Below are 24,000 nucleotides of genomic sequence, written 5' to 3'. Positions count from 1 at the left end.
GGAGGTGGGTGCGTCGTGGGGCGGGGGGTGTGCGGCCGGGCATGGCGATGTGTCCTCACTCAGGGTCCGCGCCCTGGCTCGACGTGACCGGCGACCAGAGTCTCCTGGCTCCCGGATCGGCGTCGCTCCGGCCTTCCAGCCCGCGGGCGGGCCGTGGCCCTCGGTGGAGGACGCTCCCCGGTGACAGTGGCGGGACCGCGCCGGATTCGCACCGGCTTCCTCTGCTGTCGCCGTTTGGCTCCGGAAGTCCACCACGGCCCGGGAAGGGCAGTCAACTCACAGCTGACCTGCGGCCTTCCCGGGCCGTGGGGGAGGTATGCGTGGATGTCGACGGCGCCCGGGGGCGCCGCCGGGCGCTCAGGAGACGATGAGGAAGATGCCGTATCCGACGGCCGCCGCGCACGCCGCGAAGCAGGCGTACGCGCCGGTGCGCGCGAGTGCGTTGGGAGCGACGGGCGCGGCGACGGTGCCGTCCGGCTGCTCCTGGGGCTTGCGGGGCGCGGTGCCGACGATGCCGAGGGTGAAGAGGCCGACGAGTCCGACGGTCACGACGAGGCTGACGCCGAAGACCTGGCCGAGGGCTTCCCAGTTGATCTGCATGACGGGGTTCCTTGGTTCCTTAGCTCGTCGCCGGGGCGGGGGCGGCGGGGGCGGCGGAGGAGGCGGTCGCCGGGGCGGCGGCCAGGGGGCCGGCCGGCGGCGGGGCGACGGCCTGGAGCGCGGCGGTGATGACACCGGCGGGCTCGAGCGGCTCGGCGTCCACGCCCTGCGGCTGGTTGAGGTCGTTGACGTTGTCGTGCGTCACCGGCTTGCGGCGCGAGGCCAGCCAGATCGCGCCGGACACGCCGAGGCCGAGGACGGCGACCGCGGTCACGCCCCAGTCGCCCTGGTCGGCGAGGAGGGCGGCGCCACCGGCGACCAGACCCGCGGCGGGCAGGGTCAGGCCCCAGGCCATGACCATGCGGCCGGCGGTCGACCAGCGCACCACGCCGCCCTTGCGGCCGAGGCCGGCGCCCATGATCGAGCCGGAGCAGACCTGGGTGGTGGAGAGCGCGAAGCCGATGTGCGAGGAGGCGAGGATGACGGTCGCGGCGCCGGTCTGGGCGGCGAAGCCCTGGGCGGGCTTGATGTCGGTCAGGCCCTTGCCGAGCGTCTGGATGATGCGCCAGCCGCCGAGGTACGTACCGAGCGCGATGGCCAGGCCCGCGGAGACGATGACCCACATGGGCGGGTCGGAGTGCGGGGCGATGACGCCGCCGGCGACCAGCGCGAGGGTGATCACACCCATGGTCTTCTGGGCGTCGTTGGTGCCGTGGGCGAGGGAGACCAGGGCGGCCGAGGCGATCTGCCCGGCGCGGTAGCCCTTGGCGGTCTCCTGCTCGTCGCGGCCCCGGGCGAGGCGGTAGGTGAGCCGGGTCGCGCACCAGGCGGCGATGCCGGCGACCAGCGGCGCGGCGACGGCCGGGATGAGGACCTTCATCACGACCTTGTCGGTGTTGACCGCGTCGAAGCCGACGGCGACGACCGTCGCGCCGATCAGACCGCCGAAGAGGGCGTGCGAGGAGCTGGAGGGGAGGCCCGCGAGCCAGGTCAGCAGGTTCCAGACGATCGCGCCGACGAGCCCGGCGAAGATCACTTCCGGCCTGATGCCCGCGGTCTCGTCGATGATCCCGCCGGAGATCGTCTTGGCGACCTCCACGGACAGGAACGCGCCGACGAGGTTGAGCACGGCCGACATGGCCACGGCCACCTTGGGCTTGAGGGCCCCGGTGGAGATGGTGGTGGCCATGGCGTTGGCCGTGTCGTGGAAGCCGTTCGTAAAGTCGAACACCAAGGCCGTGACGATCACGATCCCGATGAGAAGCGTGATGTTTTCCATTCACCCAGGCAATCAGCTCGATGGTCAGTACGCGGCGACCGTAGGGATCCAGGGTGAACGGAAGGTGAACGGGATCGGATCGATCCCCGACGCGAACCGGAGGCGAGCACCGATGAGTCCGCACGAAGAGATCCACGGGAGCGCACGCGCGAGCGCCGGAACCGGCGACGACCCAAGGCGCGTCTGGGCGGAGGTGGTGGCCACCGCCCGCCGCACCACCACCGACGGACTTGTCGTGGGCACCTCCGGGAACGTCTCGGCCCGGGCCGGGGACGTGGTGCTCGTCACTCCCAGCGGCGTCCCCTACGACCGGCTCGGCCCCGGCGACATCACCGGCGTCGACCTCTCCGGCCGTCAGGTGATCGGCGAGCTGACCCCCACCAGCGAGCTGCCCATGCACCTCGCCGTCTACCGCGCCACCGACGCCGCCGCGATCGTGCACACCCACGCGGTGCACGCCACCGCCGTCTCCACCCTCGTCACCGAGCTCCCCCTGATCCACTACATGGCCGCGGCGCTCGGCGGGCCGGTCCGGGTGGCCCCCTACGCCCTCTACGGCAGCGACGAGCTGGCCGGCCACGTCCTGGACGCCCTGGAGGGCCGCACCGGCTGCCTGCTGGGCAACCACGGCACCCTCACCCACGGCGCCACCCTGGAGCAGGCCTACGACCGCACCGCCCAGCTGGAGTGGATGTGCGGGGTCTGGCTCGCCGCCTCCGGCGTCCCCGGCCTCGCGCCCGCCCTGCTCACCCCCGCCGACCTCGACGCGACGGCCGCCAAGCTGCGCGGCTACGGGCAGCGGCCCGCCTGACCCGGCGCGCGGACCCCGGCCCGCCTGACCCGGCGCGTTCGACCCCGGCCCGCCGGCGCGAGGACCCGGCCCGGGCGCGCCCACTGGCCCGAGCCGGGGCCCGAGCCCACACTGGGAGTGATGGGCCTGCGCCAGGCGGCGGCGGTGACCGCCACCACTCTGATCGGTGCCGGAGCGGCCGCGGTGGCGGCCGGCCGGTACGCCGGCGACGCCGCCCTGAGGACCGGGCCCGGTCACCCGACGCCGGGCGAGCCGCGGATCGCCGTCCACGACACCGGGCCCGGCACCGTCACCCTCACCCGCACCCCCGCCACCCTGCGCCGCGGCACCTACGGGCTGGCCGGGCGCGGGCTGCACGCCGTCGTCGGGGACGTGGTGGCCGACGTCTCCCACCCCCACCAGTGCGTCGTGCGGAGCCTGGAGCACATCGCCCACGGCGGCCCGGCCCGGGGCGACCACGTCTGGCTGACGCCCGGCCTCCACACCGGTGACCCGCTCGACGCGCTGGGCATCGCCCACACCGACGTCCTGGTGCCCGGCGAGCTCGGCCACCTGCCCGCCTGGTTCGTGCCCGCCGCCCGCGACACCTGGGTCGTCGCCCTCCACGGCCTGGGCACCACCCGCGAGCACACCCTGAACGTCCTGCCCTTCCTGCACCGGCAGCGGCTCCCCGTCCTCGCCCTCTCCTACCGGGGCGACCCCGGGGCACCCCGCCCGGCGCACGGAATCAGCCACTTCGGTGCCCGGGAGTGGCGGGATGTCGACGCCGCCCTCCGCTACGCCCTGCGCAACGGCGCCCGCCGCGTCGTCCTGCTCGGCTGGTCCACCGGCGCCACCATGGCCCTGCTCGCCGCCCAGGAGTCCGCGCTGCGCGAGCACGTCTGCGGCCTCGTCCTGGACTCCCCGGTGCTCGACTGGCCCGCCGCGCTGCGCGCCCTCGCGGCCCACCGCGTCCCGGCGCCGCTCATTCCGCTTGCGGTCCGGGCGACCGAGGGCCGGATCGGTCTCGCCCCCGGCGCCCTGCTGTCCGCCGCCGACCCCGCCCTGCTGACCGTCCCCACCCTCCTGGCGCACGGCACCGACGACCCCATCGCGCCGCCCGCCCGCTCCCGCGAACTCGCCGCGGCACGGCCCGAGCTCGTCACCCTGCGCCTGGTGCGCGGAGCCGGTCACGCGGCGTCCTGGAACGCCGGCCCGGCCGGCTACGAGGAGGCCCTGCGGCGCTTCCTGATCCCCCTGATGTGACCCGCGCGCCCGGTGGCGCGCGCCCTGCCTGCGACTTCCCCCCATGGGGTGCGCGCGGCCGGATAGTTGATTCCGATTGGGTTTTCGGAGCGTGAACGGCAAGACTGCTCCTGTGACGTCCCGTACTCCGCGCGACTCCCGGCTCAGACTCGTCCCCCGACAGCCGATCGCCGCCGCCCGCCGGGCCGTGGCGAACCGAGGCTCCCGCCCGGCGCCGCGACCGCCCGCAGGCATCCCGGCCCGGCCGGAACTGGCCCGGCAGGCCAGAGCCGGACTGGCCGGCGCGGTCCGGCTGGCCCGCTGGGCCGCCGAGGAGCGCTCCCGCGGCGGCGGGTTGTGCGACGAGACCGTCGAGCGGGCCGCCGCCGCCCTGGGTCTGACGACGGGCCAGGTGCGCTCCGACTGGGACCGCGCCCGCCTCGCCGGGCTCCTGGAGCTCCACGACGGCGTCGCCCGCCCCGGCTGGCGGCTGCAGGCCTGGGACCGCGACGACAGTGCCGTCCTGCGCGGCTGGGTCGCCCTCTTCGACGCCTGGTCGCTGGCCCACCCCGAGCCCGTCGGCACGGACCCCACCATCGCCGCCGAGGTCGTCGAGGCCGCCCCCCAGCTGCTGTCCGTCATGCACCTGTCGGCAGGGCCGGTCTCCGTCGCCATGCTGCTGGACCTGCTCCAGCAGCGCGTCGCCGAGATCCGCGCCGAGCGCTGCGAGGTCCCCTACGGCACCCAGCCGCCCCCGCCCCCCGTCCCGGCCGCCGGGGACCCGCTGCCCGAGCTCCTCGACTGGGCCCTGCGCGGCCTGGCCTCGGTGGGCGCGCTCGGCATGCGGGGCGACGCCGGCCCGCGCGCCGAGGCCGTGCTGACCCCGCTGGGCAACTGGGCGGTGTGGGTCAAGCTCGAACAGATCTGCGTCGCCGCGCAGAGCCCCGCCGGCAACATCGAGCTGTCCGCCGAGGCCATGCTGCGCGGCTGCGCCGACCTCACCCCCGGCCCGGCCCGCGCCGAGTACCGCGCCTGGCTGGCCGCCCGGCCGGTGCGCAGCGCCGTCGCCGAGCTGCTGGACGCCGCCCGGGCCGACGACGCCATGGTCCGCGGCCTGGCCTTCGAGGCCCTGCGCGCCGTCGGCGCCCCCGCCGAGCCCGCGGTGCGGGCCGCGGCCGGGGAGCCGGTGCTGCGCCCGTACGCGCTGCTGTGGCTGGCCGAGCACGAGGGCCACGACCCGGAGGAGGCCGCGGAGGTCCTCACCCGGGAGGAGGCCACCTGGCTGTGGGTGGACACCGCGGCCGCCGTCGCCGACCACGGCGAGAGCAGGCTGCTGGTCCGGCACCTCGACTCCGCCGTCCAGGGCACCGTCCCGGGCCTGCTGGAGGAGGTACGGGCCGTGGGGCACCCCCGTACGGTCCAGGTGCTGGTCGCGCTGGCGGCCGCCCACCCCGACCCGGCACTGGCCAAGGCCGTGCGCCGGGCCGCCTTCCAGGTGCACCGGGGCGGTGCCTGACCGCGCCGCCGGCCGCCGCTCCCGGTCGTCAGTCGTCCATGACCTCCGGGCCCTTCGGGGCGTAGGTGCCGAAGGTCCAGATGTTGCCCCCGACGTCCCGCGCCATGTAGTCGCGGGAGCCGTAGTCCTGGTCGGTCGGGGGCATCAGGATCTCCGCGCCGTGCTCCGCGGCCCGCGCGTGGTGGGCGTCGGTGTCCTCGACGACGACGTAGAGGCCCGCCGGGCCGGCCTGCCGCATGGCCTGGTCGAAGACCCCGCCGCGCCCCCGGGAGCCCACCATCACCATGCCGTTCCCGTGGACGAGCTCGGCGTGCAGCACGGTGCCGTCCTCGCTCTCGTACAGCGCCGACCGCGTGAAGCCGAAGGCCTCCGTGAGCTGCCGGATCGCCGCGTGCGCGTCGTCGTACAGCAGGGCCGGGCAGACGCCCGGGGAGGCCGTGTGGATGTGGGTCATGGCGCTCGCTCCTCGTGTGCGCTGGCGAAGGTGTCGCAGCGTCCCGGGTCACCGGTGGTGTAGCCGGTGGTGAACCACTGCCGGCGCTGGGCCGCCGAGCCATGGGTCCAGCTCTCCGGGGTGACCCGGCCCTGGAACCGCTCCTGGATACGGTCGTCGCCGACCGCGGCGGCCGCGTTGAGGCCGTCGTCGATGTCGGCCGCGGTCAGCCGCTTGATCAGCGGCCGCCCGGTGGACTTCTCCGGCGTCGTCGTGGCGTGCCGGGCCCAGACGCCGGCGTAGCAGTCGGCCTGGAGCTCGACCCTGACCGCGTTCGACCCGGCGCCGGTGCGCCCGTCCTGCGCCCGGGCGAGGACGCCGGTCAGGTTCTGGACGTGGTGGCCGTACTCGTGCGCGACGACGTAGGCCTGGGCGAAGGGTCCGCCGCTCGCGCCGAATTTCGTCCGCAGCTCGTCGAAGAAGCCCAGGTCCAGATAGACCTTGCGGTCGGCCGGGCAGTAGAAGGGGCCCACCGCCGAGGTCGCGGGGCCGCAGGCGGTGCGGACCTGCCCGGTGAAGAACACCGTCGAGGCGGGCGTGTACGCGGTGCCCCGGCGCGGCGGCTCCCGGCCCCAGAACGACTGGACGCTGTTGACCACGGCGACGATCCGGCAGTCCTCGCGGGTGTTGGCGTCCTTGCCCGTCCGGCAGCTCTCCGCGACCTGGTCGGCCGTGCCGGCGGTGGGGGCCGGAGCCGGCCCCTGGGAGGTCAGGCCCAGCTCCCGCGGGCCGATGCCGAAGAACAGCCCCAGCAGCAGCGCGATCAGCCCGACGACCCCGCCGCCGATGGTCAGCCCGCCCCCGGGGATGCCCCCGCCCCGCTGGTCCTGGACCTGTGAGGTGTCCAGATCGGCGTCGTCGTCGAACTGCATCGCCCACCGCCTCCCGGGGGTCCGCGGCCCGTACCGGCCCGGCCGGCCGGTGGCCCTCCGGCGGGCATTCCCTCCCGAGTATCGGCGAACCGCTCCCGCGCCGCCGTCCCGCCGCACGGCCCGGCGTGGCGCGCGCCCCCGGCGCGACCCGGGAAATCGGGTTGCGCGCCCCCGTTAGACTGGTCCGCATGGCATTCCTCCTCGCGCATTAGACGGCGTCATCGTGACCACAGTCCGTCCCACCGCCGTCCACTTCGCACAGGAGCAGAAAACCCCGTGATCACCGCTTCCGGTATCGAGCTGCGCGCCGGCGCGCGCGTCCTGATCGAGTCCGCCAGCTTCCGCATCGCGAAGGGCGACCGTGTCGGCCTCGTCGGTCGCAACGGCGCGGGCAAGACCACCCTCACCAAGTGCCTGGCCGGCGAGGGCATCCCCGCGGCGGGCACGATCAGCCGCTCCGGCGAGGTCGGCTACCTCCCGCAGGACCCCCGCACCGGCGACCTCGACGTCCTCGCCCGCGACCGCATCCTCTCCGCCCGCGGCCTGGACGACGTCCTGCGCAAGATGCGCGAGAACGAGGACCGGATGGCGAACGGCAAGGGCGCCACCCGCGAGCGCGCGATGAAGAAGTACGAGCGCCTGGAGACGGAGTTCCTCACCAAGGGCGGGTACGCCGCCGAGGCGGAGGCCGCGACCATCGCCGCCAGCCTGGGCCTGCCCGACCGCATCCTCACCCAGCCGCTGCACACCCTCTCCGGTGGTCAGCGCCGCCGCGTGGAGCTGGCCCGGATCCTGTTCTCCGACGCCGACACCCTGCTCCTCGACGAGCCCACCAACCACCTCGACGCCGACTCCATCGCCTGGCTGCGGGACTACCTCAAGACGTACCGCGGCGGCTTCATCGTGATCTCCCACGACGTCGACCTCGTCGAGACCGTCGTCAACAAGGTCTTCTACCTCGACGCCAACCGCTCGGCCATCGACGTCTACAACATGGGCTGGAAGCTCTACCAGCAGCAGCGCGAGGCCGACGAGAAGCGCCGCAAGCGCGAGCGCCAGAACGCCGAGAAGAAGGCCGCGGCCCTCAATTCGCAGGCCGACAAGATGCGCGCCAAGGCCACCAAGACCGTCGCCGCGCAGAACATGGCCAAGCGCGCCGAGAAGCTGCTCTCGGGCCTGGACGCGGTGCGCGTCTCCGACAAGGTCGCCAAGCTCCGCTTCCCCGAGCCCGCGCCCTGCGGCAAGACCCCGCTCACCGCCGAGGGCCTCTCCAAGTCCTACGGCTCGCTGGAGATCTTCACCGACGTCGACCTGGCCATCGACAAGGGCTCCCGCGTGGTCATCCTGGGCCTCAACGGCGCCGGCAAGACCACCCTGCTGCGGCTGCTCGCGGGCGCCGAGAAGCCCGACACCGGCCAGGTCACCCCCGGTCACGGTCTGAAGCTGGGCTACTACGCCCAGGAGCACGAGACGCTGGACCCGGACCGCTCGGTCCTGGAGAACATGCGCTCCTCCGCGCCCGACCTCGACCTCGTCGAGGTGCGCAAGGTGCTGGGTTCCTTCCTCTTCTCCGGCGACGACGTCGACAAGCCCGCGGGCGTGCTCTCCGGCGGCGAGAAGACCCGGCTGGCGCTCGCCACGCTCGTGGTGTCCTCCGCCAACGTCCTGCTCCTCGACGAGCCCACCAACAACCTCGACCCGGCCAGCCGCGAGGAGATCCTCGGCGCGCTGCGCACCTACAAGGGCGCCGTGGTGCTGGTGACGCACGACGAGGGCGCCGTGGACGCGCTGGAGCCGGAGCGGATCATCCTGCTCCCGGACGGTGTCGAGGACCTGTGGGGCCCGGACTACGCGGACCTGGTGGCCCTGGCCTGAGGGCCTTCCCGCCGGTCGCCCGAGGGGCCGGCGGCCCGTCGATCAGTGTCGTCCCGATCATTCGGCCGACGGGTGATCCATCATCTGAGTGAGGGCGGCTCATCCTCCCGCCCTCCTGTCCGCCCCGGCGCACGCGCTGTGCGCGATGCGGGGCGCCGTTCACGCCGCGTGCGGCGGTCCCCCGTCTGACCTGCCCCTTCGCCGCGCCACCCGTACGGAGGTACGAGCCCCGGCGGCGGGAATCGCCTGCTCCGGGCGCTGTCCCGGCCGAAAAACACGGGATCTCTTTCCGCCGGACTTCTCATCGACCTTGCCGAATGGGTGGCCAGGAGGCCGCCTAGGGGTGATCATGAGAGACAAGAGGCGCATCTCCCATGAGGAGGCACGGGTGGCCGAGACTCTGAAGAAGGGCAGCCGGGTGACCGGCGCCGCGCGCGAAAAGCTCGCGGCAGACCTGAAGAAGAAGTACGACTCCGGTGCGAGTATCAGGGCGCTGGCCGAAGAGACCGGCCGCTCCTACGGTTTCGTGCACCGGATGCTCAGCGAATCCGGCGTGATCCTGCGGGGTCGCGGCGGAGCAACGCGCGGCAAGAAGGCCGCCTCGGCCTGACGCCGCGTACTCCTCGCACAGCGGTCAGGACAGTCCCACCCGGTCGGCCGACCGGCCGACCGGGTGGTTACTGTGCAGTCAACCAAAGCGACTGCGGCCATTTCGGAGGCCCCCATGACTGCTCGCAGGACCCTGCTCGACCAGGACGGCGTCCAGCTCACCGTCGACGACACGGTTGCCACCGTCACGCTCACCAACCCCACCAAGCGCAACGCTCAGTCGCCCGCGCTGTGGCGGGCCCTGACCGAGGCGGGCCGGCTGCTGCCGGGCACCGTACGGGTGGTGGTGCTCAAGGGCGAGGGCAAGTCCTTCTCGGCGGGGCTCGACCGCCAGGCCTTCACCCCCGAGGGCTTCGACGGCGAACCCTCCTTCCTGGACCTGGCACGCGGCACCGACGAGGCGCTGGACGCCGAGATCGCCCGCTACCAGGAGGCGTTCACCTGGTGGCGGCGCAACGACATCGTCTCCATAGCGGCCGTCCAGGGGCACGCCATCGGCGCCGGCTTCCAGCTGGCGCTCGCCTGCGACCTGCGGGTCTGCGCGGACGACGCGCAGTTCTCGATGCGCGAGACCAGCCTGGGCCTGGTGCCCGACCTGGGCGGCACCCAGCCGCTGGTGTCGCTCGTCGGCTACGCCCGCGCCCTGGAGATCTGCGCCACCGGGCGCTATGTCTCCGCCGCCGAGGCCGAGCTCACGGGCCTCGCCAATGTGGTGGTGCCCGCCGCCGAACTCGCCGGTGCCGTCGACGATCTGACGGCCGCTCTGCTGGCGGCACCGCGCGACGCCGTCATCGAGACCAAGGCCCTGCTGCGGGGCGCCGCCGGGCGCACCTACGACGAGCAGCGCGCCGCCGAGCGCGCCGCCCAGGGCCGCCGTCTGCGCGATCTCGCGGGCCTCGGGGAGTAGCCGCCCCTCGCCGGTTCGCCGCGCCGGCCTTCGGCGTCGACCGGGCGGGGTCCGCCGACCCCGCCTATGGTGGCGAGGAGGACCGGAGAGAGGTGACCGAGGATGACCGACACCGTGGGCCCGGCCCACCACAGCGGACGATCCGGACAGCCCGACAAGGCGGGCCGGCAGCCCCTGCCCGCACCGGCCGAACGGGGCCGCACCAGCATCGCCGACGGGGTGGTGGAGAAGATCGCCGGCCTGGCGGCCCGGGAGGTGGTCGGCGTCCACACCATGGGCGGCGGTCTCTCCCGCACCTTCGGCGCCGTACGCGACCGCGTCCCCGGCGGCAGGTCCGTCACCCGGGGCGTCAAGGCCGAGGTCGGCGAGGTGCAGACCGCCCTCGACCTGGAGATCGTCGTGGACTACGGGGTGGCGATCGCGGACGTCGCCCGCGCGGTGCGGGAGAACGTCATCGCGGCGGTGGAACGCATGACCGGCCTGGAGGTCGTCGAGGTGAACATCGCCGTGACCGATGTCAAGCTTCCCGACGAGGAAGAGGAAGAGCCCGAGCCGAGGATCCAGTAGGCCGGGCCCGGCCGTGAGGAGCGCGCGATGAGCATGGCCGTGGCCGGCATGATCGCCGGCATGGCCCTGGGGTTCGCCGGGTACTTCGGCGGATTCGGGGCCTTTCTGCTGGTGGCGGCGCTGGGCGCCGTCGGCTTCGTGGCGGGCCGGTTCCTCGACGGGGACCTGGAGCCCGGCGACTTCTTCCGCCCGCGCGACGGGCGCGGGAGGTAGTGGTGGGGGAGCGCCGCACCGTGGAGCCCGCCGCGCGCGGCGCGACCCGTATCGCCGACCGGGTGGTCGCGAAGATCGCCGCCCAGGCGGCGCGCGAGGCACTGGGCGCACCGGCGCCCGACGGACACGAGCCCCCGCGCGCCCAGGTCACCGTGCACGACGGCGCGGCCCGGGTAAGGGTCTCCGTGGAGCTCGGTTATCCGACCGACATCGGGGCCCGCTGCCGTGCGGTGCGGCGGCGGATCGCCGAGCGGGTGCGGGGACTGGCGGGGATGGAGGTCCCGGAGGTGGTGATCACGGTGGAGCGGCTGCACTCGGCGCACGGCTCCCGCCCGGGCGGGGAGCGGGTGCGATGAGCGATCCCGTGCCCCTGACGAAGAACACGGACGGGACGAACGACACGGACGGGACGGAGCACGCGGGCGGGACGGGGAACGCGGGCGGGACGGGGAACGGCGGGGCCGAGAACGCGGGCGGGAGCGCCGGCGACACCACCCGGCGCGCCGCGCCCGGCGGCCGGACGCACCGCTTCTGGTCGGCCCGCCGGGTGCCCGCGGCGCTGGTCGCCGCCGTGCTGCTGGCCGCCACCGGGCTGCTCCTCTACGACGTCGCGGCCGTACGGGCCGGCCGGCCCGCCATGGCCTGGCGCCGCCGCCTCGCCCACGCCCTGGCGACCCGCCACCTGGACGACGCCTGGGTCACCACCGGCGCCGTGGTGGCCGTCCTGCTCGGGCTCTGGCTGATCGTGCTGGCCGCCACGCCCGGCCTCCGCGCGGTGCTGCCGATGCGCCGCCCCTCGCCGGACCTGCGGGCCGGGCTGGACCGGGCCGCGGCCGCGCTGGTGCTGCGGGACCGGGCCATGGAGGTGGCCGGGGTGCGGTCCGTACGGGTCGCCGTCGGCCGCCGGGTGGTCAGGGTCCGCGCCCGGTCCCACTTCCGGGACCTGGACGAGGTGCGCGCCGAGGTGAACGGTGTGCTCGCCGAGGGCGTCAGAGAGCTGGGCCTGGCCCGGGAACCGTCGTTGTCCGTGCACGTCCAGCGTCCCCCGAAGGGGTGAGGGCCTGGTGCTGAGGACCGTCAACCGCGTCCTGCTGGGACTGGCGGGCCTGCTGCTGGTCGCGCTCGGCGCCGCGGTGCTGGCCGGGGCCCTGGACCTCTACCGGCGCTGGGGGATCTCCCCGCCGTCCGGGTGGCCCCTCGACGGGCCCGACGACGTACCGCTGGACGCCGCCGGGCGGCGGTCGTGGAGCCGGCGCGGCTGGTGGTGGCCCGCGGTGATCGCGGCGTTGGGCGTGCTGGTGCTGCTCTGTCTGGGGTGGCTGCTCGCCCAGGCGCGCCGCCGCCGGCTGCGCGAGGTGGGCGTCGACTCCGGTGACGGCGAGACGGTGGTGGTGCGCGGCCGGGCCCTGGAGGAGGCGCTGGCGGCCGAGGCGGAGGCGCTCCCGGGCGTGGACCGCGCCGCGATCACCCTCACCGGCCGCCGTACGGCCCCCCGGGCGCGCGCCCTGCTGACCCTCGCCCCGCACGTGCGGCCCGCCGGGGCCCTGTCGCGGCTGGACGGCGAGGTCCTGCGGCACGCCAGGACCTCGGCCGGCCTGCTCCGGCTGCCGGCGGAGGTACGGCTGCGCGCGGTGCGCCACCGCGCGCGGCGGGTGGGGTGACCCGGCGGCTCAGAAGCCGTGGCGGGCGCCGCCGTCGATGGGCAGCATGACGCCCGTCAGATAGGAGGCGGCGGGGGAGAGGACGAAGGCGGCCGCGCGGCCGAACTCGTCCGGGGTGCCGTAGCGGCCCAGCGGGATGGCCGCCGAGCGGCGGGCGCGGGTCGCCTCCGGGTCGCCGGAGAGGGCGTCGAGTTCGCGCAGCCGGTCGGTCTCGATCCGGCCGGGCAGCAGCCCGACGACGCGGATGCCGCGCGGGCCGAGGTCCACCGACAGCGACTTGGCGAAGCCGGCGAGGCCGGGGCGGAGGCCGTTGGAGATGGCGAGCCCCGGGAGCGGTTCGTGGACGGAGGCGGAGAGCACGAAACCGATCACGCCGCCCTCGCCGAGCTCGGCGGCGGCTGTGCGGGCCATGCGGACGGCGCCGAGGAAGACGGACTCGAAGGCGGTCCGCCACTGCTCGTCGTCGTTGTCGGCGGCCGAACCGGGCGGCGGTCCGCCGACGCTGATCAGGACGCCGTCGAGGCGTCCGAAGCGTTCGCGGGCGGTGGCCACGAGCCGCTCGGCAGCGGCGGGGTCGGCGTTGTCGGCGGCGACACCGACCGCGTCCGGGCCGATCGTCGCGGCAGCGGCGGCGGCCGAGGCGGCATCACGTCCGGAGAGGACGACGCGGGCGCCCTCGGCGGCCAGCTCGCGGGCGGTGGCGAACCCCAGCCCCCGGCTGCCGCCGGTCACCACGTACACCCGGTCCTTGAGTCCAAGATCCATGGGATCAGTGTGCCGTGCCGCCATGGGGCGGGAGAAGCCGGGACCGTCAGGTTCCGGATCGCTCCTCGGCCGCAGCGCTCCGCTGGAAGCACGGTGAGCCGACCGCGGACGCGTCGTGGCCGGTCGCGCAGTTCCCCGCGCCCCTTCGGGGCGCTGCCGAACCGCGCCGGACTTCGCCGGGCCCGCTCAGTCGGCCGGAGCGGTGCTCCGGGCGGTGCCGGCGGGGTCCTCGGGCCCGCTCCCGGTCACGGGCACACCCGCCTCGCCGCCTCCGGTGTCAGCGGCCGCGGCGGCGCTCGCCGCGGCCGCCCGGTCTCTGCGCTCGCGGCGGACCAGGATGAACCAGCCCACCGGCACGAACGCGGAGAAGAGCCACCACTGCACCGCGTAGGCCATGTGCGGGCCGATGCTGCTGTGGTCGGGCGCGGACAGGGGGCGCGGCTTGGTGTCGGAGGAGCCGGTGAGCTCGACGTAGCCGCCGAGCACGGTGCGGTGGAGCTCCCCGGCGCGCTGCTCGCTGTTGATGAGCATCACCTGGCGCGGCGGCAGGCCGGCGGTGTTCTTGATGCCGCTGGCCGTGGTCTCGTCGGCCCTGAGCCGGCCGGTGACGGTGACCTTGCCCGCCGGCGCCGCGGGGACGTCGGGGTACTTGGTGAGGTCGCCGTTCGCGGGGACCCAGCCGCGGTTGACCAGAACGGCGCGGCCGTCGGCCAGCACCAGCGGGGTGAGGACGAAGTAGCCCTGGTTGCCGTCGTCGTCGGTGCGCATCCGCACGACGACCTCGCCCTTGCGGTCGTACGTACCGCTCGCGCTGACCGGGCGCCAGACGGCGTCGTCGGCCACCTCCCGGCCGGGCCGCGTGAGCTCGGTCACGGGGACGGGGTCGGCGGCCAGGCTCCGGGCGATCCGGTCGTTGCGCGCCACCCGGTGCTCGTGGCGGTGGAGCTGCCAGAAGCCCAGCTCGATCATCGCCGGGACGAGGGCGAGCGCCACGAGCGTGGTGATCACCCATTGCCGGGACAACAGGAAGCGGTACACGCTTTGACGGTACCTGGTGGGGTTCGCCCCCGGGCGGGCGGGTGCCGGACGAGGAGGAATGTCGCTTACGACGCCCTATGCCTCTTTTGCCCCGGCGGGGTTCACATGCGACAACAGCTGTATGAACGCCGCTTCGTCGATCACCGGCGTCCCGAACGAGCGGGCCTTGATGGCCTTGGAGGTGGGAGCGTCGGGGTCATTGGTGACCAGCAGGCTGGTGAGCCGGGAGATGCTCGTGGCGACGTGCAGCCCCGCCTCGACCGCCCGGTCCTCCAGCAGCTCACGGTCGACGGAGGTGTCGCCGGAGAACGCCACCCGCATGCCCTGCGTCAGCTGACCGCCCGGGGCGTAGCGCCCGGGGTTGGGATACGGGCAGGCCGGGCGCTTGCGGCTGGGCCGCCAGGTCGCCGAGCGGTACGAGGCCTGGTACCCGACGCGTGCCGAGGGGGCCGGGGCCGGCGGGGTGTCGGACCACTCGGTCAGCGGCTGGCAGGCCAGCAGCGGCAGCCGGACGCCCGTCTCGGCGGCCAGGTGGAGGCTCGGCCGGAACGCCTCGGCCAGCACCCGGGCGTCGTCCAGCGCGTGGTGGGCGCGCTGCTGCACCACGCCGTAGTGCGCGGCGAGCGACTCCAGCTTGTGGTTGGGCAGCGGGAGTCGGAGCTCCTTCGACAGCGCGATGGTGCACAGCCGCTGGCGCACCGGGGCGGTCTCCCGCGCGCGGGCGTACTCGCGGGCGATCATCGACCAGTCGAACGCGGCGTTGTGGGCGACCAGCACCCGCCCCTCCAGGCGCGCGGCGAACTCCGCGGCGATCTCCGGGAACAGCGGCGCGTCGGCGAGGACTTCGGACGTCAGCCCGTGGATCCACACCGGCCCGGGGTCCCGCTGGGGGTTGACCAGCGTGTACCACTGGTCCTCCACCCGGCCGCGGGCGTCCAGCTGATAGACCGCGGCCGACACTATCCGGTCGTCGCGGGCGAGCCCGGTGGTCTCCACGTCGACGACCGCGTATCCCTCCGGATACGCGGCCGGCCACGGGGTGGGCGATGCGGCGTCGGTGCGGTCTTCGAGCATGGTCCCAGAGCTTAAGGGCCCCCGCTGACATCGCCCCAATCCGGGCGGACCGCCGCCGCCCGCCGCGCCGCCGCCGAACCCGGGGTAACCGGTCACGGGTACCCGGTGGTAACAACCCCTAGCGGCCCGCCCGTCGGCCCGCTTATGGTGCGGACATGCCACACCTTCCCGATGTCGTGCTGTGGTCCGTTCCCGCCTTCGTCCTGCTCAGCGTCCTGGAGTTGGCGAGCTACCGGCTGCACCCCGACGACCGCCTGGCGGGCTACGAGGCCAAGGACGCGGCGACCAGTATCGGCATGGGACTGGGCAGTCTCGTCCTCGACGCCCTCTGGAAGATCCCGATCGTCGCGGTCTACACGGCCCTCTACGAACTCACTCCCGCGAGGGTGCCCGTCCTGTGGTGGACGTTGCCGCTGATGCTCCTCGCGCAGGACTTCCTCTACTACTGGTCCCACCGGGGCCACCACGTCGTCCGCGTCCTGTGGGCCTGCCACGTGGTCCACCACTCCAGCCGCAGGTTCAACCTGACGACGGCCCTGCGGCAGCCGTGGACGACACTGACGGTCTGGCCCTTCTACCTGCCGATGATCGCGCTCGGCGTGCACCCGGCGGCCGTCGCCTTCTGCTCGTCGGTCAACCTCGTCTACCAGTTCTGGGTGCACACCGAGCGGATCGGCAAGCTGCCCCGGCCCGTCGAGTACGTCCTGAACACCGCCTCCCACCACCGTGTCCACCACGCCTCGCAGGGCGGCTACCTGGACCGCAACTTCGGCGGCATCCTCATCGTCTGGGACCGGGTCTTCGGCTCCTTCGTCCCCGAGGGGGAACGGCCCGTCTACGGCCTGACGAAGAACATCGACACCTACAACCCGCTGCGCGTGGCCACCCACGAGTACGCCGCCATCGCCCGCGACCTGAGGGCGGCGCGCGGCTGGCGCGACCGGGCCGGCCACGTCTTCCGCGGCCCGGGCTGGCGCCCGCCGGGCGCGGAACCCGCCGCGGAATCCAACGCGGAACCCGCCGCGGCACCCGGCGCCGTCCCGGAGCGCGAGCCCGCCGTCCCCGGGCGGGCCGCGTGAGGGCGGCCCGCGCGAGCGTCGCCACCCTGGCGGTGGTGGCGGTCGTCCACCTCGCCGCGCTCCTCGCCGGCGCCACACCGCTCGTCCTGGCCACCAAGCCCGCGCTGATGCCGCTGCTGGCGCTCTGCGTCCTGGCCAACGGCGGCCCCCGGCTGCTGGCCGCCGCCCTGCTCCTCGGATGCGGGGGCGACACCCTGCTGCAGACCGGCCGGGACCCGCTCTTCCTGGTGGGCATGGGGTCCTTCGCCGCCGGGCACGTGTGCTACCTGGTGCTGTTCGCCCGGCACGGCACGGCGGGCGGCGCCCGTACGTACCGGCTGGCGGCCGGATACGCGGTCGTCTGGCTGGGCACGCTCGCGCTGCTGTGGCCCGGGCTGGAGGCGGACCTGAGGGTGCCGGTCGCGTTCTACAGCCTGCTGCTGACCGTGACGGCGCTCTGCGCCACCCGGACGCGGTGGTGGGCCGGGGCCGGCGGGGTGCTGTTCCTGCTGTCGGACACGCTGATCGCGGGAGGCCTGGCCGGCTGGCCGCAGGCGCCCGTACCGCAGTTCTGGATCATGCTCACCTACATCGCCGCGCAGTGCCTGCTGGCGTACGGCGTGCTGACCGCCGCCCGCCCGGGGACATCGGAGGGCGGCGCGGAAGACACGGAAGGGGCCGGGCGCAAGGCGCCCGGCCCCTTCGCGATCCGGCGCGGACGTCAGTCCTGGACCGCCGACAGGGCGTCGACGATGCCGTAGCCGTAGAAGCTGTTCACGTTCTTGTTGCCGGTGCAGGCGGCCTTCCACTTACCGGTGCCGTCCGGGTCGTACGTCGCGGTCGGGCAGCCGGGGTTCTTGGCCTGGGCCTTCAGGAGCCACTGGATCTCCTGCGGGCTGGACTTGGGGTGGGTGCTCTTGAGCAGCGCCGCCACGCCCGCCACGTGCGGACCGGCCATGGACGTGCCCTGGAGGTAGGCCCAGTCGCCGCCCGGCATGGTGGAGAGGATGCCGCCCTCCTTGGCCGGGGCGTCCGGCACCTGCATGGTGTCGCCGCCGGGGGCCGCGACGTCGACGGCCTTCAGGCCGTAGTTGGAGTAGAACGACTTGGCCGACTTCACACCCGTGGCGGAGACGGTCACGACGCCGGGCAGCTGGGCAGGGACGTCGAGGCAGACCTTGGGGTCGATGGTGCGGGCCGGCGGCTTGGAACCGGTGTCGTTCGGGCTGCTGGTGTCGACGATCTTGTCGGCGGCCAGGTCGAAGTTGGAGTTGCCCGCGGAGGCGACGTTGACGACGCCCTTGTCCTGGGCGTACTGCGCGGCCCGGCCGACCGCGTCGGCTATCGCCTTCTGGTCGAGGCTGTCCGGGCAGTTGAACATCCACGGGTCGACGTAGTAGCTGTTGTTCGTCACCGCGGCGCCGTGGTCGGCGGCGAAGACGAAGGCGCAGACCACGCTCTCCGCGTAGAAGAAGCTGTCCTTGGGCGTGCTGACCTTGATGCCGGAGACCTTCACGCCGGGAGCGACACCGGCCACGCCGACGCCGTTGCGGGCCGCGGCGATGGTGCCCGCGACGTGCGTGCCGTGGTAGTCCTCCTTCGGGTCGAAGGGGCGCCACGCGCCGGGGGTGGTGTCGGCCTTGCCGGAGACGCAGCTGGCGGACTGGCTCGCGGAGAAGTTGGGGGCGAGGTCCGGGTGGGTGTCGTCCACGCCGGTGTCGATGACGGCGACCGTCACCTTCTTGCTGCCCGGGTTGACCTTGGCGGCCTTGTCGGCGCCGATGGCCGGCAGGTCCCACTGGAGGCCCTCCAGGGGCTCCTGGCCGGCGGCGGTGGAACGGGCCAGGGACTTGGCACCGTCCTTGCCGAGCTTCAGCGGCTGCGGCTTGCCGTACTGGGTGGTGGCGGCGGCCTTCAGCGGCGCGGTGCGGGTCGCGCCGGCGGACTGCACGCCGGGGACCGCGCGCAGGGCCTTGGCGAACTCCGGGTTCTTGGAGTGCGCGACGATGACGCCGATCTTGTCGTAGGAGATCACGACCGAGCCGCCGGCCTGCTTGACGGCCTTCTTCACCTTGGTCAGGGTGGCGCGGTCGGTGGCGGTGTTCACCACGTACGACAGCAGCGGGCCCTCGGTGGTGGCCGCCCGGACGGCGGTGACGTCCTGCGGGGCGGCCGAGGCGGCGCCGGGCAGGAAGCCGAGGGAGGCGGTGAGCGCCAGGCCGACGGGGGCCGCCAGCAGGGCGTGCCGGCGTCTGGGACGCAGCTGAGCCATGGGATCTCCACATCATCCAGGAAGTCCGCCCGGGCGCAGGGGCGCGCGTGGGCGGGTACATGACGAGTGAAGCTAGCGCCGATCATGGCCCTGAGCAATGAATTCATCGAGAAATAACATCGGAAGGAATTATTCCGCGCCGGAGTCGCCAATTCCGCACCATCCGGCGGGATTTCGGGGTACGTGCCGGGGGTCCGCGCGGGTCAGGAAGGGACGCCCCGGTCGCCCAGCGGGCCCACCCCGCGCAGGGTCTCGATGCTCAGCAACGGCAGCGCCACCCGGGGCCCGTACCAGCGGCCCGGCACCATGACGGGCGGTCGGCCCGCGCCCACGGCCGGCACGGGCGCCGTCAACCTGACGCTCCCGAACGGGCGTCGGTCGCCGGTGGGCCGGCCGGGAGTCGGGGCAGCGCTCACACCAGGCTCAACGAGCCCGGCGCCGGGCGGTTTTGCCCCACGTGGCGGTCGTCACGGAAGCCGGTGAACCACCCCCTGTCGCATACTGCGGTGTCGCTCTACGATGCGTGATCCCAGTCACAGGCTCGGCTCGCGCTCCGTCATCACCCGTCAGGAGAGACCGTGGACTCAGAAGAGGCCGTGGGGAACCCACCGACCACAGCCAAGGGCGCGGACGAGCCCGCCCGCCCCGCCATCCCCGCCCAGCCCGACCGCTTCACCGACGTGCGCGACAGCGAGGAATTCCGCGAACTGCGCCGGGCGCATCGTTCCTTCGCCTTCCCGCTCACCGCCGCCTTCATCACCTGGTACCTGCTCTACGTCCTGCTCTCCAACTACGCGGGCGGGTTCATGGACACCCCGGTCGTCGGCCACATCAACGTCGCCCTGGTGTTCGGCCTCGCGCAGTTCCTCACCACCTTCCTCATCGCCTGGTGGTACGCGCGGCACGCCGCCGAGAAGATCGATCCCAGGGCCGAGGCCCTCAAGGCCCGTATGGAGGCGGGGGAATGAGCCCGAGCAGCACGGTCCTGGACACCGCGGCGCACCAGCTGGCCGCCGGGGGTGCCGGGGAGCACCGCACCCTGATCATCACCCTCTTCTCCGTCTTCGTCGCCATCACCCTCGGCATCACCGTCTGGGCCGGCCGGCAGACCAAGGACGCCACCGACTTCTACGCCGGCGGCCGCTCCTTCACCGGCTTCCAGAACGGCCTGGCCATCTCCGGCGACTACATGTCCGCCGCGTCCTTCCTCGGCATCGCCGGCGCCATCTCCCTCTTCGGCTACGACGGCTTCCTCTACTCCATCGGATTCCTGGTCGCCTGGCTCGTCGCCCTGCTGCTCGTCGCCGAACCGCTGCGCAACTCCGGCCGGTTCACCATGGCCGACGTCCTCGCCCACCGCCTGGCGCAGCGGCCGGTGCGCACCGCCGCCGGCACCTCCACCATCGTCGTCTCGATCTTCTACCTGCTCGCCCAGATGGTCGGCGCGGGCGCCCTGGTCGCCCTGCTGCTGGGCGCCACCGGCGAGGGGTCGCGGCGCTGGATCATCGTCCTGGTCGGCCTGGTGATGGTGCTCTACGTGACCATCGGCGGCATGAAGGGCACCACCTGGGTGCAGATCGTCAAGGCCGTCCTGCTCATCGCGGGCACCCTGCTGATCACCGTCCTGGTGCTCAACAAGTTCCACTGGAACCTCTCCACCCTCCTGGGCCGCGCGGCCGACGCCAGCGGGAAGGGCGGCGCCTTCCTGGAGCCCGGCCTGCAGTACGGCAAGGACGGCACCTCCAAGCTGAACTTCGTCTCGCTCGGCCTGGCGCTCGTGCTCGGCACCGCCGGCCTGCCGCACATCCTCATCCGCTTCTACACGGTGCCCACGGCCCGCGCCGCCCGTACGTCCGTGAACTGGGCGATCGGCATCATCGGCGCCTTCTACCTGATGACCATCGCGCTGGGCTTCGGTGCCGCGGCCCTGGTCGGCCCCAAGGCGATCACCGCCTCCAACGAGTCCGGCAACACCGCGGCCCCGCTGCTCGCCCAGGAGGTCGGCGGCGGCGCCGGCTCCACCGGCGGGGCGATCCTGCTCGCGGTGATCTCCGCGGTCGCCTTCGCCACCATCCTGGCCGTCGTCGCCGGGCTGACGCTGGCCTCCTCCGCCTCCTTCGCCCACGACCTGTGGGCCAACGTCATCCGCCGGGGGAGGACCGGGGAGAAGGAGGAGATCCTCACCGCCAAGATCGCCGCCGTCGTCATCGGCGCGATCTCCATCGCGCTGGGCATCTTCGCCCACCGGCTCAACGCCGCGGCCCTGGTCGCCCTGGCCTTCGCCGTCGCGGCCTCGGCCAACCTCCCCACGATCCTCTACAGCCTCTTCTGGAAGCGCTTCACCACCCAGGGCGCGCTGTGGTCGATCTACGGCGGCCTGGTCTCCTCGGTCACCCTGGTGATCCTCTCCCCGGTGGTCTCCGGCAACCCCAAGGCCCTCTTCCCGGGCATGGCCTTCGACTACTTCCCGCTCGGCAACCCCGGCCTGGTCTCCATCCCGCTGGGCTTCCTGCTCGGCTGGGCCGGATCGCTCCTCTCCCGGCCCGCGGCCGACCAGGAGCGCAAGTACGCCGAACTGGAGGTCCGCTCCCTCACCGGCTACGGAGCGCACTGAGACCCTCGGCACGGCCCTTCCCCCGGACGATCGCGTACGCTGCGGGACAGCGAACGACCACGCGTTTTCCAGTCCGAGGGAGGGGCCGCTTCCGTGCTCGTGGACACTTACGGCCGCGTCGCCACCGACCTGCGCGTCTCCCTCACCGACCGGTGCAACCTGCGCTGCACCTACTGCATGCCCGAGGAGGGCCTGAGCTGGCTGGCCAAGCCCGACCTGCTCACCGACGACGAGATCGTCCGCCTGGTCTCCGTGGCCGTCACCGCCCTCGGCGTCACCGAGGTCCGCTTCACCGGCGGCGAGCCCCTGCTGCGCCCCGGCCTCGTGTCCATCGTCGAGCGCTGCGCCGCCCTCGCCCCCCGCCCCCGGCTGTCGCTGACCACCAACGGCATCGGCCTCGCCCGCACCGCCGCCGCCCTGCGGGCCGCCGGCCTGGACCGGGTCAACGTCTCCCTCGACACCCTGCGGCCCGACGTCTTCGCCGGCCTCACCCGCCGCAAGCGCCTGCCGGACGTCCTCGACGGCCTGGCCGCCGCCCGCGCCGCCGGCCTGACCCCCGTCAAGGTCAACGCCGTGCTGATGCCCGGCCACAACGACGACGAGGCCCCCGACCTGCTCGCCTGGGCGATCGAGAACGACTACGAGCTGCGCTTCATCGAACAGATGCCGCTCGACGCCCAGCACGGCTGGAAGCGCGACGGCATGATCACCGCCGAGGACATCCTGGCGAGCCTGCGCACCCGCTTCGACCTCGTCCCCGAGGCCGACGGCGAGCGCGGCTCGGCCCCCGCCGAGCGCTGGCTCGTCGACGGCGGCCCCGCCCGCGTCGGCGTCATCGGCTCGGTCACCCGGCCCTTCTGCTCCGCCTGCGACCGCACCCGGCTCACCGCCGACGGGCAGATACGCACCTGCCTGTTCGCCACCGAGGAGACCGATCTGCGCGGCGCCCTGCGCTCCGGCGCGACGGACGAGGAGCTCGCCGGCGTCTGGCGGGCGGCCATGCGCGGCAAGAAGGCCGGCTCGGGCATCGACGACCCGTCGTTCCTCCAGCCGCGCCGTCCCATGTCAGCGATCGGCGGCTGACGCCTCCCACTCCTGGAGCGTCACCACGTCCTTGAGGAATCCGCGCAGGGACAGGAAGTTGGACAGGTGCTCACGGTGCTCGTCACAGGCCAGCCAGGTCTTGCGGCGCTCGGGAGTGTGCAGCTTGGGGTTGTTCCACGCCAGCACCCACACGGCGTCGGCACGGCAGCCCTTGGCGGAGCAGATCACGGCGTTCTCGGGGGAGTTCGGGGAGTTCACGCCCTCGACTCTACGTCGCCGGGATCCCGCCCGGTCCGCCGGACACGGCGACGCCGGGCAGCCACGGGGGGAGCCGCCCGGCGTCGGTCTGTCGCTCCGACGGGGGATGCGGAGCGCCTACGAAGTATGTCACGGGGGGCCCGGCCGGGGGCACCGATCCACATGATTGATCTGAGGTTTTCTTGAGCTTGTCACACCGCTCCTGAGGCACCGGCCCGGAAGCGGAGGCTCAGCCCTGGTCGGGTCCTTGATCCCGCCCGGCGGGGCGATCGGCTTCCGGGACGGGTTCCGCCCCGGCCACCGGGGAGCCCGTCGTCAGCATCGGTCTGGTGGGCGCCGGAACGAACGTGCCCGGCAGCGAAGGAGGCCTCTCCCGGCCCGCGTTGGCTATCACCACGGCCACGTACGGCAGCAGCGCGCCCAGGATCAGCGTGCCCACCGCCACGTAGCGCTCGACGTTCCACAGGATCACGGTCAGCACCACGGAGAGGGTGCGGACGCCCATGGAGATCACATAGCGGCGCTGCCGTCCCCGGACGTCCTCCGCCAGGCCCTGACGGGCGCCGGTGATCCGGAAGACATCGTTACGGACCGGCTTCCGCATCACATTCCACCACCCGACTGCCGAGGCCACGCCCTTCGGGCTCGTACGTATTCCACGTTACGCCGCGGCCCCCCGGCCGACGAGACCGGGGCACCCACCGGGTGGCTCGCGCACAGGCGCCCGACGTGCGCGTACGGCGTACGGCCGCCTCCGACGTGCGCCGTAGGAGGGGCGGACCCACAATGGCGGAGCACGCCACATCGCCCGGAACGAGGAGGCGGCATGGACTGGTTGTGGGCAATCATCGTCGGCCTGGTCCTGGGCCTGATCGCCAAGGTGATCATCCCGGGCAAGCAGCAGATCCCGCTGTGGCTCACGATCATCTGCGGCATGATCGGCAGCCTGCTCGGGAACTGGGCGGCCACCGCGCTGGGCGTGGGGGACACCAAGGGCATCGACTGGATCCGCCACGTGCTCCAGCTCATCGGCGCCGTGATCGTGGTCGCCGTGGGTGACCGGCTGTGGGTGGGGACGCGGCGGGGCACCGGCAACCGCAGGGCCACCTGAGGCGGGCGTACGACGAACGCACGACGAGGCGGGGGGGGGGGGGGGGGGGGGGGGGGGGGGGGGGGGGGGGGGGGGGGGGGGGGGGGGGGGGGGGGGGAGGGGGGAGCGGGGGGGGGGGAGGCCACGTGGGGAGGCGAGG

General features: G+C 73.7%; 28 protein-coding genes and 1 riboswitch. Of the genes, 17 read left to right on the top strand and 11 right to left on the bottom strand.

Features of this window, described 5'->3' with window-relative positions:
* Positions 1–98: 98 nt before the first annotated feature.
* A riboswitch (cobalamin riboswitch) is annotated at positions 99–221 on the bottom strand.
* Positions 222–357: 136 nt separating this feature from the next.
* The gene (locus tag AC07BS_RS31260) at positions 358–600 is read right to left on the bottom strand and encodes a hypothetical protein (protein ID WP_478648596.1); all 243 of its coding nucleotides are present in this window, start codon (positions 598–600) and stop codon (positions 358–360) included.
* A 19-nt stretch (positions 601–619) separates the two neighbouring features.
* On the bottom strand, positions 620–1,879 hold the full coding sequence (locus AC07BS_RS31255) for an inorganic phosphate transporter (protein WP_478648599.1): 1,260 nt from the start codon (positions 1,877–1,879) through the stop codon (positions 620–622).
* 112 nt (positions 1,880–1,991) lie between these two features.
* Between AC07BS_RS31255 and AC07BS_RS31250 the strand changes: the two genes are divergently transcribed.
* From AC07BS_RS31250 to AC07BS_RS31240, 3 genes are all read left to right on the top strand, one after another.
* Positions 1,992–2,690, top strand: a complete 699-nt coding sequence (locus tag AC07BS_RS31250) for a class II aldolase/adducin family protein (RefSeq protein WP_478935181.1) — start codon at positions 1,992–1,994, stop codon at positions 2,688–2,690.
* Between the two features lie 120 nt (positions 2,691–2,810).
* Entirely contained in the window at positions 2,811–3,935 is a 1,125-nt protein-coding gene (locus tag AC07BS_RS31245) for an alpha/beta hydrolase (protein ID WP_478648604.1), read from the top strand.
* Between the two features lie 112 nt (positions 3,936–4,047).
* A complete protein-coding gene (locus AC07BS_RS31240; protein WP_478648607.1) occupies positions 4,048–5,430 on the top strand; it encodes a hypothetical protein in 1,383 nt (460 codons plus the stop codon).
* 28 nt (positions 5,431–5,458) lie between these two features.
* On the opposite strand, the gene AC07BS_RS31235 is transcribed toward AC07BS_RS31240, so the two are convergent.
* Both AC07BS_RS31235 and ypfJ read right to left on the bottom strand, forming a co-directional pair.
* Positions 5,459–5,884, bottom strand: a complete 426-nt coding sequence (locus AC07BS_RS31235; RefSeq protein WP_478648610.1) for a VOC family protein — start codon at positions 5,882–5,884, stop codon at positions 5,459–5,461.
* The gene (gene ypfJ, locus AC07BS_RS31230; protein ID WP_478935180.1) at positions 5,881–6,795 is read right to left on the bottom strand and encodes a KPN_02809 family neutral zinc metallopeptidase; all 915 of its coding nucleotides are present in this window, start codon (positions 6,793–6,795) and stop codon (positions 5,881–5,883) included. The genes AC07BS_RS31235 and ypfJ overlap by 4 nt, the downstream gene beginning before the upstream one ends.
* A gap of 276 nt (positions 6,796–7,071) precedes the next feature.
* Between ypfJ and AC07BS_RS31225 the strand changes: the two genes are divergently transcribed.
* The 8 genes from AC07BS_RS31225 (at position 7,072) to amaP (ending at position 12,627) form a co-directional block, all read left to right on the top strand.
* Positions 7,072–8,670, top strand: a complete 1,599-nt coding sequence (locus tag AC07BS_RS31225) for an ABC-F family ATP-binding cassette domain-containing protein (RefSeq protein WP_478648615.1) — start codon at positions 7,072–7,074, stop codon at positions 8,668–8,670.
* Between the two features lie 388 nt (positions 8,671–9,058).
* Positions 9,059–9,280 (top strand): helix-turn-helix domain-containing protein, encoded by a 222-nt coding sequence (locus tag AC07BS_RS31220; protein WP_030366669.1) that lies wholly within the window; start codon positions 9,059–9,061, stop codon positions 9,278–9,280.
* A 114-nt stretch (positions 9,281–9,394) separates the two neighbouring features.
* Entirely contained in the window at positions 9,395–10,186 is a 792-nt protein-coding gene (locus AC07BS_RS31215; protein ID WP_478648618.1) for an enoyl-CoA hydratase/isomerase family protein, read from the top strand.
* 102 nt (positions 10,187–10,288) lie between these two features.
* Positions 10,289–10,753, top strand: a complete 465-nt coding sequence (locus AC07BS_RS31210; protein WP_478648621.1) for an Asp23/Gls24 family envelope stress response protein — start codon at positions 10,289–10,291, stop codon at positions 10,751–10,753.
* 27 nt (positions 10,754–10,780) lie between these two features.
* Positions 10,781–10,966: a hypothetical protein gene (locus AC07BS_RS31205; RefSeq protein ID WP_478648623.1), complete on the top strand. Its 186-nt coding sequence runs from the start codon at positions 10,781–10,783 to the stop codon at positions 10,964–10,966.
* Between the two features lie 2 nt (positions 10,967–10,968).
* Entirely contained in the window at positions 10,969–11,322 is a 354-nt protein-coding gene (locus AC07BS_RS31200; protein ID WP_478648625.1) for an Asp23/Gls24 family envelope stress response protein, read from the top strand.
* Positions 11,319–12,023, top strand: coding sequence for a DUF6286 domain-containing protein (locus AC07BS_RS31195; RefSeq protein ID WP_478935179.1), 705 nt, complete (start codon positions 11,319–11,321; stop codon positions 12,021–12,023). Before AC07BS_RS31200 ends, AC07BS_RS31195 begins: the two co-directional genes overlap by 4 nt.
* 7 nt (positions 12,024–12,030) lie before the next feature.
* Positions 12,031–12,627 (top strand): alkaline shock response membrane anchor protein AmaP, encoded by a 597-nt coding sequence (gene amaP, locus AC07BS_RS31190; RefSeq protein ID WP_478648631.1) that lies wholly within the window; start codon positions 12,031–12,033, stop codon positions 12,625–12,627.
* Between the two features lie 9 nt (positions 12,628–12,636).
* On the opposite strand, the gene AC07BS_RS31185 is transcribed toward amaP, so the two are convergent.
* From AC07BS_RS31185 to AC07BS_RS31175, 3 genes are all read right to left on the bottom strand, one after another.
* A complete protein-coding gene (locus AC07BS_RS31185) occupies positions 12,637–13,392 on the bottom strand; it encodes an SDR family oxidoreductase (RefSeq protein ID WP_478648633.1) in 756 nt (251 codons plus the stop codon).
* A gap of 186 nt (positions 13,393–13,578) precedes the next feature.
* Positions 13,579–14,430 carry an SURF1 family cytochrome oxidase biogenesis protein gene (locus AC07BS_RS31180; RefSeq protein WP_478935178.1) on the bottom strand — a complete coding sequence of 284 codons (852 nt, stop codon included), beginning with the start codon at positions 14,428–14,430 and terminating at the stop codon, positions 13,579–13,581.
* Positions 14,431–14,505: 75 nt separating this feature from the next.
* Positions 14,506–15,504, bottom strand: a complete 999-nt coding sequence (locus tag AC07BS_RS31175; RefSeq protein WP_478648637.1) for a DEDDh family exonuclease — start codon at positions 15,502–15,504, stop codon at positions 14,506–14,508.
* Positions 15,505–15,659: 155 nt separating this feature from the next.
* Between AC07BS_RS31175 and AC07BS_RS31170 the strand changes: the two genes are divergently transcribed.
* Complete coding sequence (locus AC07BS_RS31170; protein WP_478935177.1) at positions 15,660–16,583, top strand: sterol desaturase family protein; 924 nt, start codon at positions 15,660–15,662, stop codon at positions 16,581–16,583.
* The gene (locus AC07BS_RS31165) at positions 16,580–17,323 is read left to right on the top strand and encodes a lysoplasmalogenase (RefSeq protein WP_478935176.1); all 744 of its coding nucleotides are present in this window, start codon (positions 16,580–16,582) and stop codon (positions 17,321–17,323) included. The genes AC07BS_RS31170 and AC07BS_RS31165 overlap by 4 nt, the downstream gene beginning before the upstream one ends.
* On the opposite strand, the gene AC07BS_RS31160 is transcribed toward AC07BS_RS31165, so the two are convergent.
* Positions 17,284–18,834, bottom strand: a complete 1,551-nt coding sequence (locus AC07BS_RS31160; RefSeq protein WP_478648646.1) for a S8 family serine peptidase — start codon at positions 18,832–18,834, stop codon at positions 17,284–17,286. The genes AC07BS_RS31165 and AC07BS_RS31160 overlap by 40 nt on opposite strands.
* A 203-nt stretch (positions 18,835–19,037) precedes the next feature.
* Positions 19,038–19,187, bottom strand: a complete 150-nt coding sequence (locus AC07BS_RS31155) for a hypothetical protein (RefSeq protein WP_478935175.1) — start codon at positions 19,185–19,187, stop codon at positions 19,038–19,040.
* Positions 19,188–19,484: 297 nt separating this feature from the next.
* On the opposite strand from AC07BS_RS31155, the gene AC07BS_RS31150 reads away from it, so the two are divergent.
* The 3 genes from AC07BS_RS31150 (at position 19,485) to moaA (ending at position 22,531) form a co-directional block, all read left to right on the top strand.
* Entirely contained in the window at positions 19,485–19,802 is a 318-nt protein-coding gene (locus tag AC07BS_RS31150) for a DUF485 domain-containing protein (protein ID WP_478648764.1), read from the top strand.
* The gene (locus AC07BS_RS31145) at positions 19,799–21,448 is read left to right on the top strand and encodes a solute symporter family protein (protein ID WP_478935174.1); all 1,650 of its coding nucleotides are present in this window, start codon (positions 19,799–19,801) and stop codon (positions 21,446–21,448) included. Before AC07BS_RS31150 ends, AC07BS_RS31145 begins: the two co-directional genes overlap by 4 nt.
* 93 nt (positions 21,449–21,541) lie before the next feature.
* A complete protein-coding gene (moaA, locus tag AC07BS_RS31140; protein WP_478648652.1) occupies positions 21,542–22,531 on the top strand; it encodes a GTP 3',8-cyclase MoaA in 990 nt (329 codons plus the stop codon).
* Here moaA and AC07BS_RS31135 read toward each other — a convergent pair.
* Both AC07BS_RS31135 and AC07BS_RS31130 read right to left on the bottom strand, forming a co-directional pair.
* Positions 22,514–22,750, bottom strand: a complete 237-nt coding sequence (locus AC07BS_RS31135) for a hypothetical protein (RefSeq protein ID WP_478648655.1) — start codon at positions 22,748–22,750, stop codon at positions 22,514–22,516. The two genes, moaA and AC07BS_RS31135, sit on opposite strands and share 18 nt — an antisense overlap.
* Before the next feature lie 229 nt (positions 22,751–22,979).
* Positions 22,980–23,354, bottom strand: coding sequence for a DUF3099 domain-containing protein (locus tag AC07BS_RS31130; RefSeq protein ID WP_478648657.1), 375 nt, complete (start codon positions 23,352–23,354; stop codon positions 22,980–22,982).
* Positions 23,355–23,576: 222 nt separating this feature from the next.
* Here AC07BS_RS31130 and AC07BS_RS31125 point away from each other — a divergent pair, with 222 nt between their 5' ends.
* The gene (locus tag AC07BS_RS31125; RefSeq protein ID WP_478648660.1) at positions 23,577–23,861 is read left to right on the top strand and encodes a GlsB/YeaQ/YmgE family stress response membrane protein; all 285 of its coding nucleotides are present in this window, start codon (positions 23,577–23,579) and stop codon (positions 23,859–23,861) included.
* The last annotated feature ends 139 nt before the right edge of the window (positions 23,862–24,000 follow it).

The organism is Streptomyces sp. NPDC044063 (genome assembly GCF_056434285.1).
Note: the sequence above shows the minus strand (reverse complement) of the source record. Positions and strands in the feature narration are given on the sequence as shown.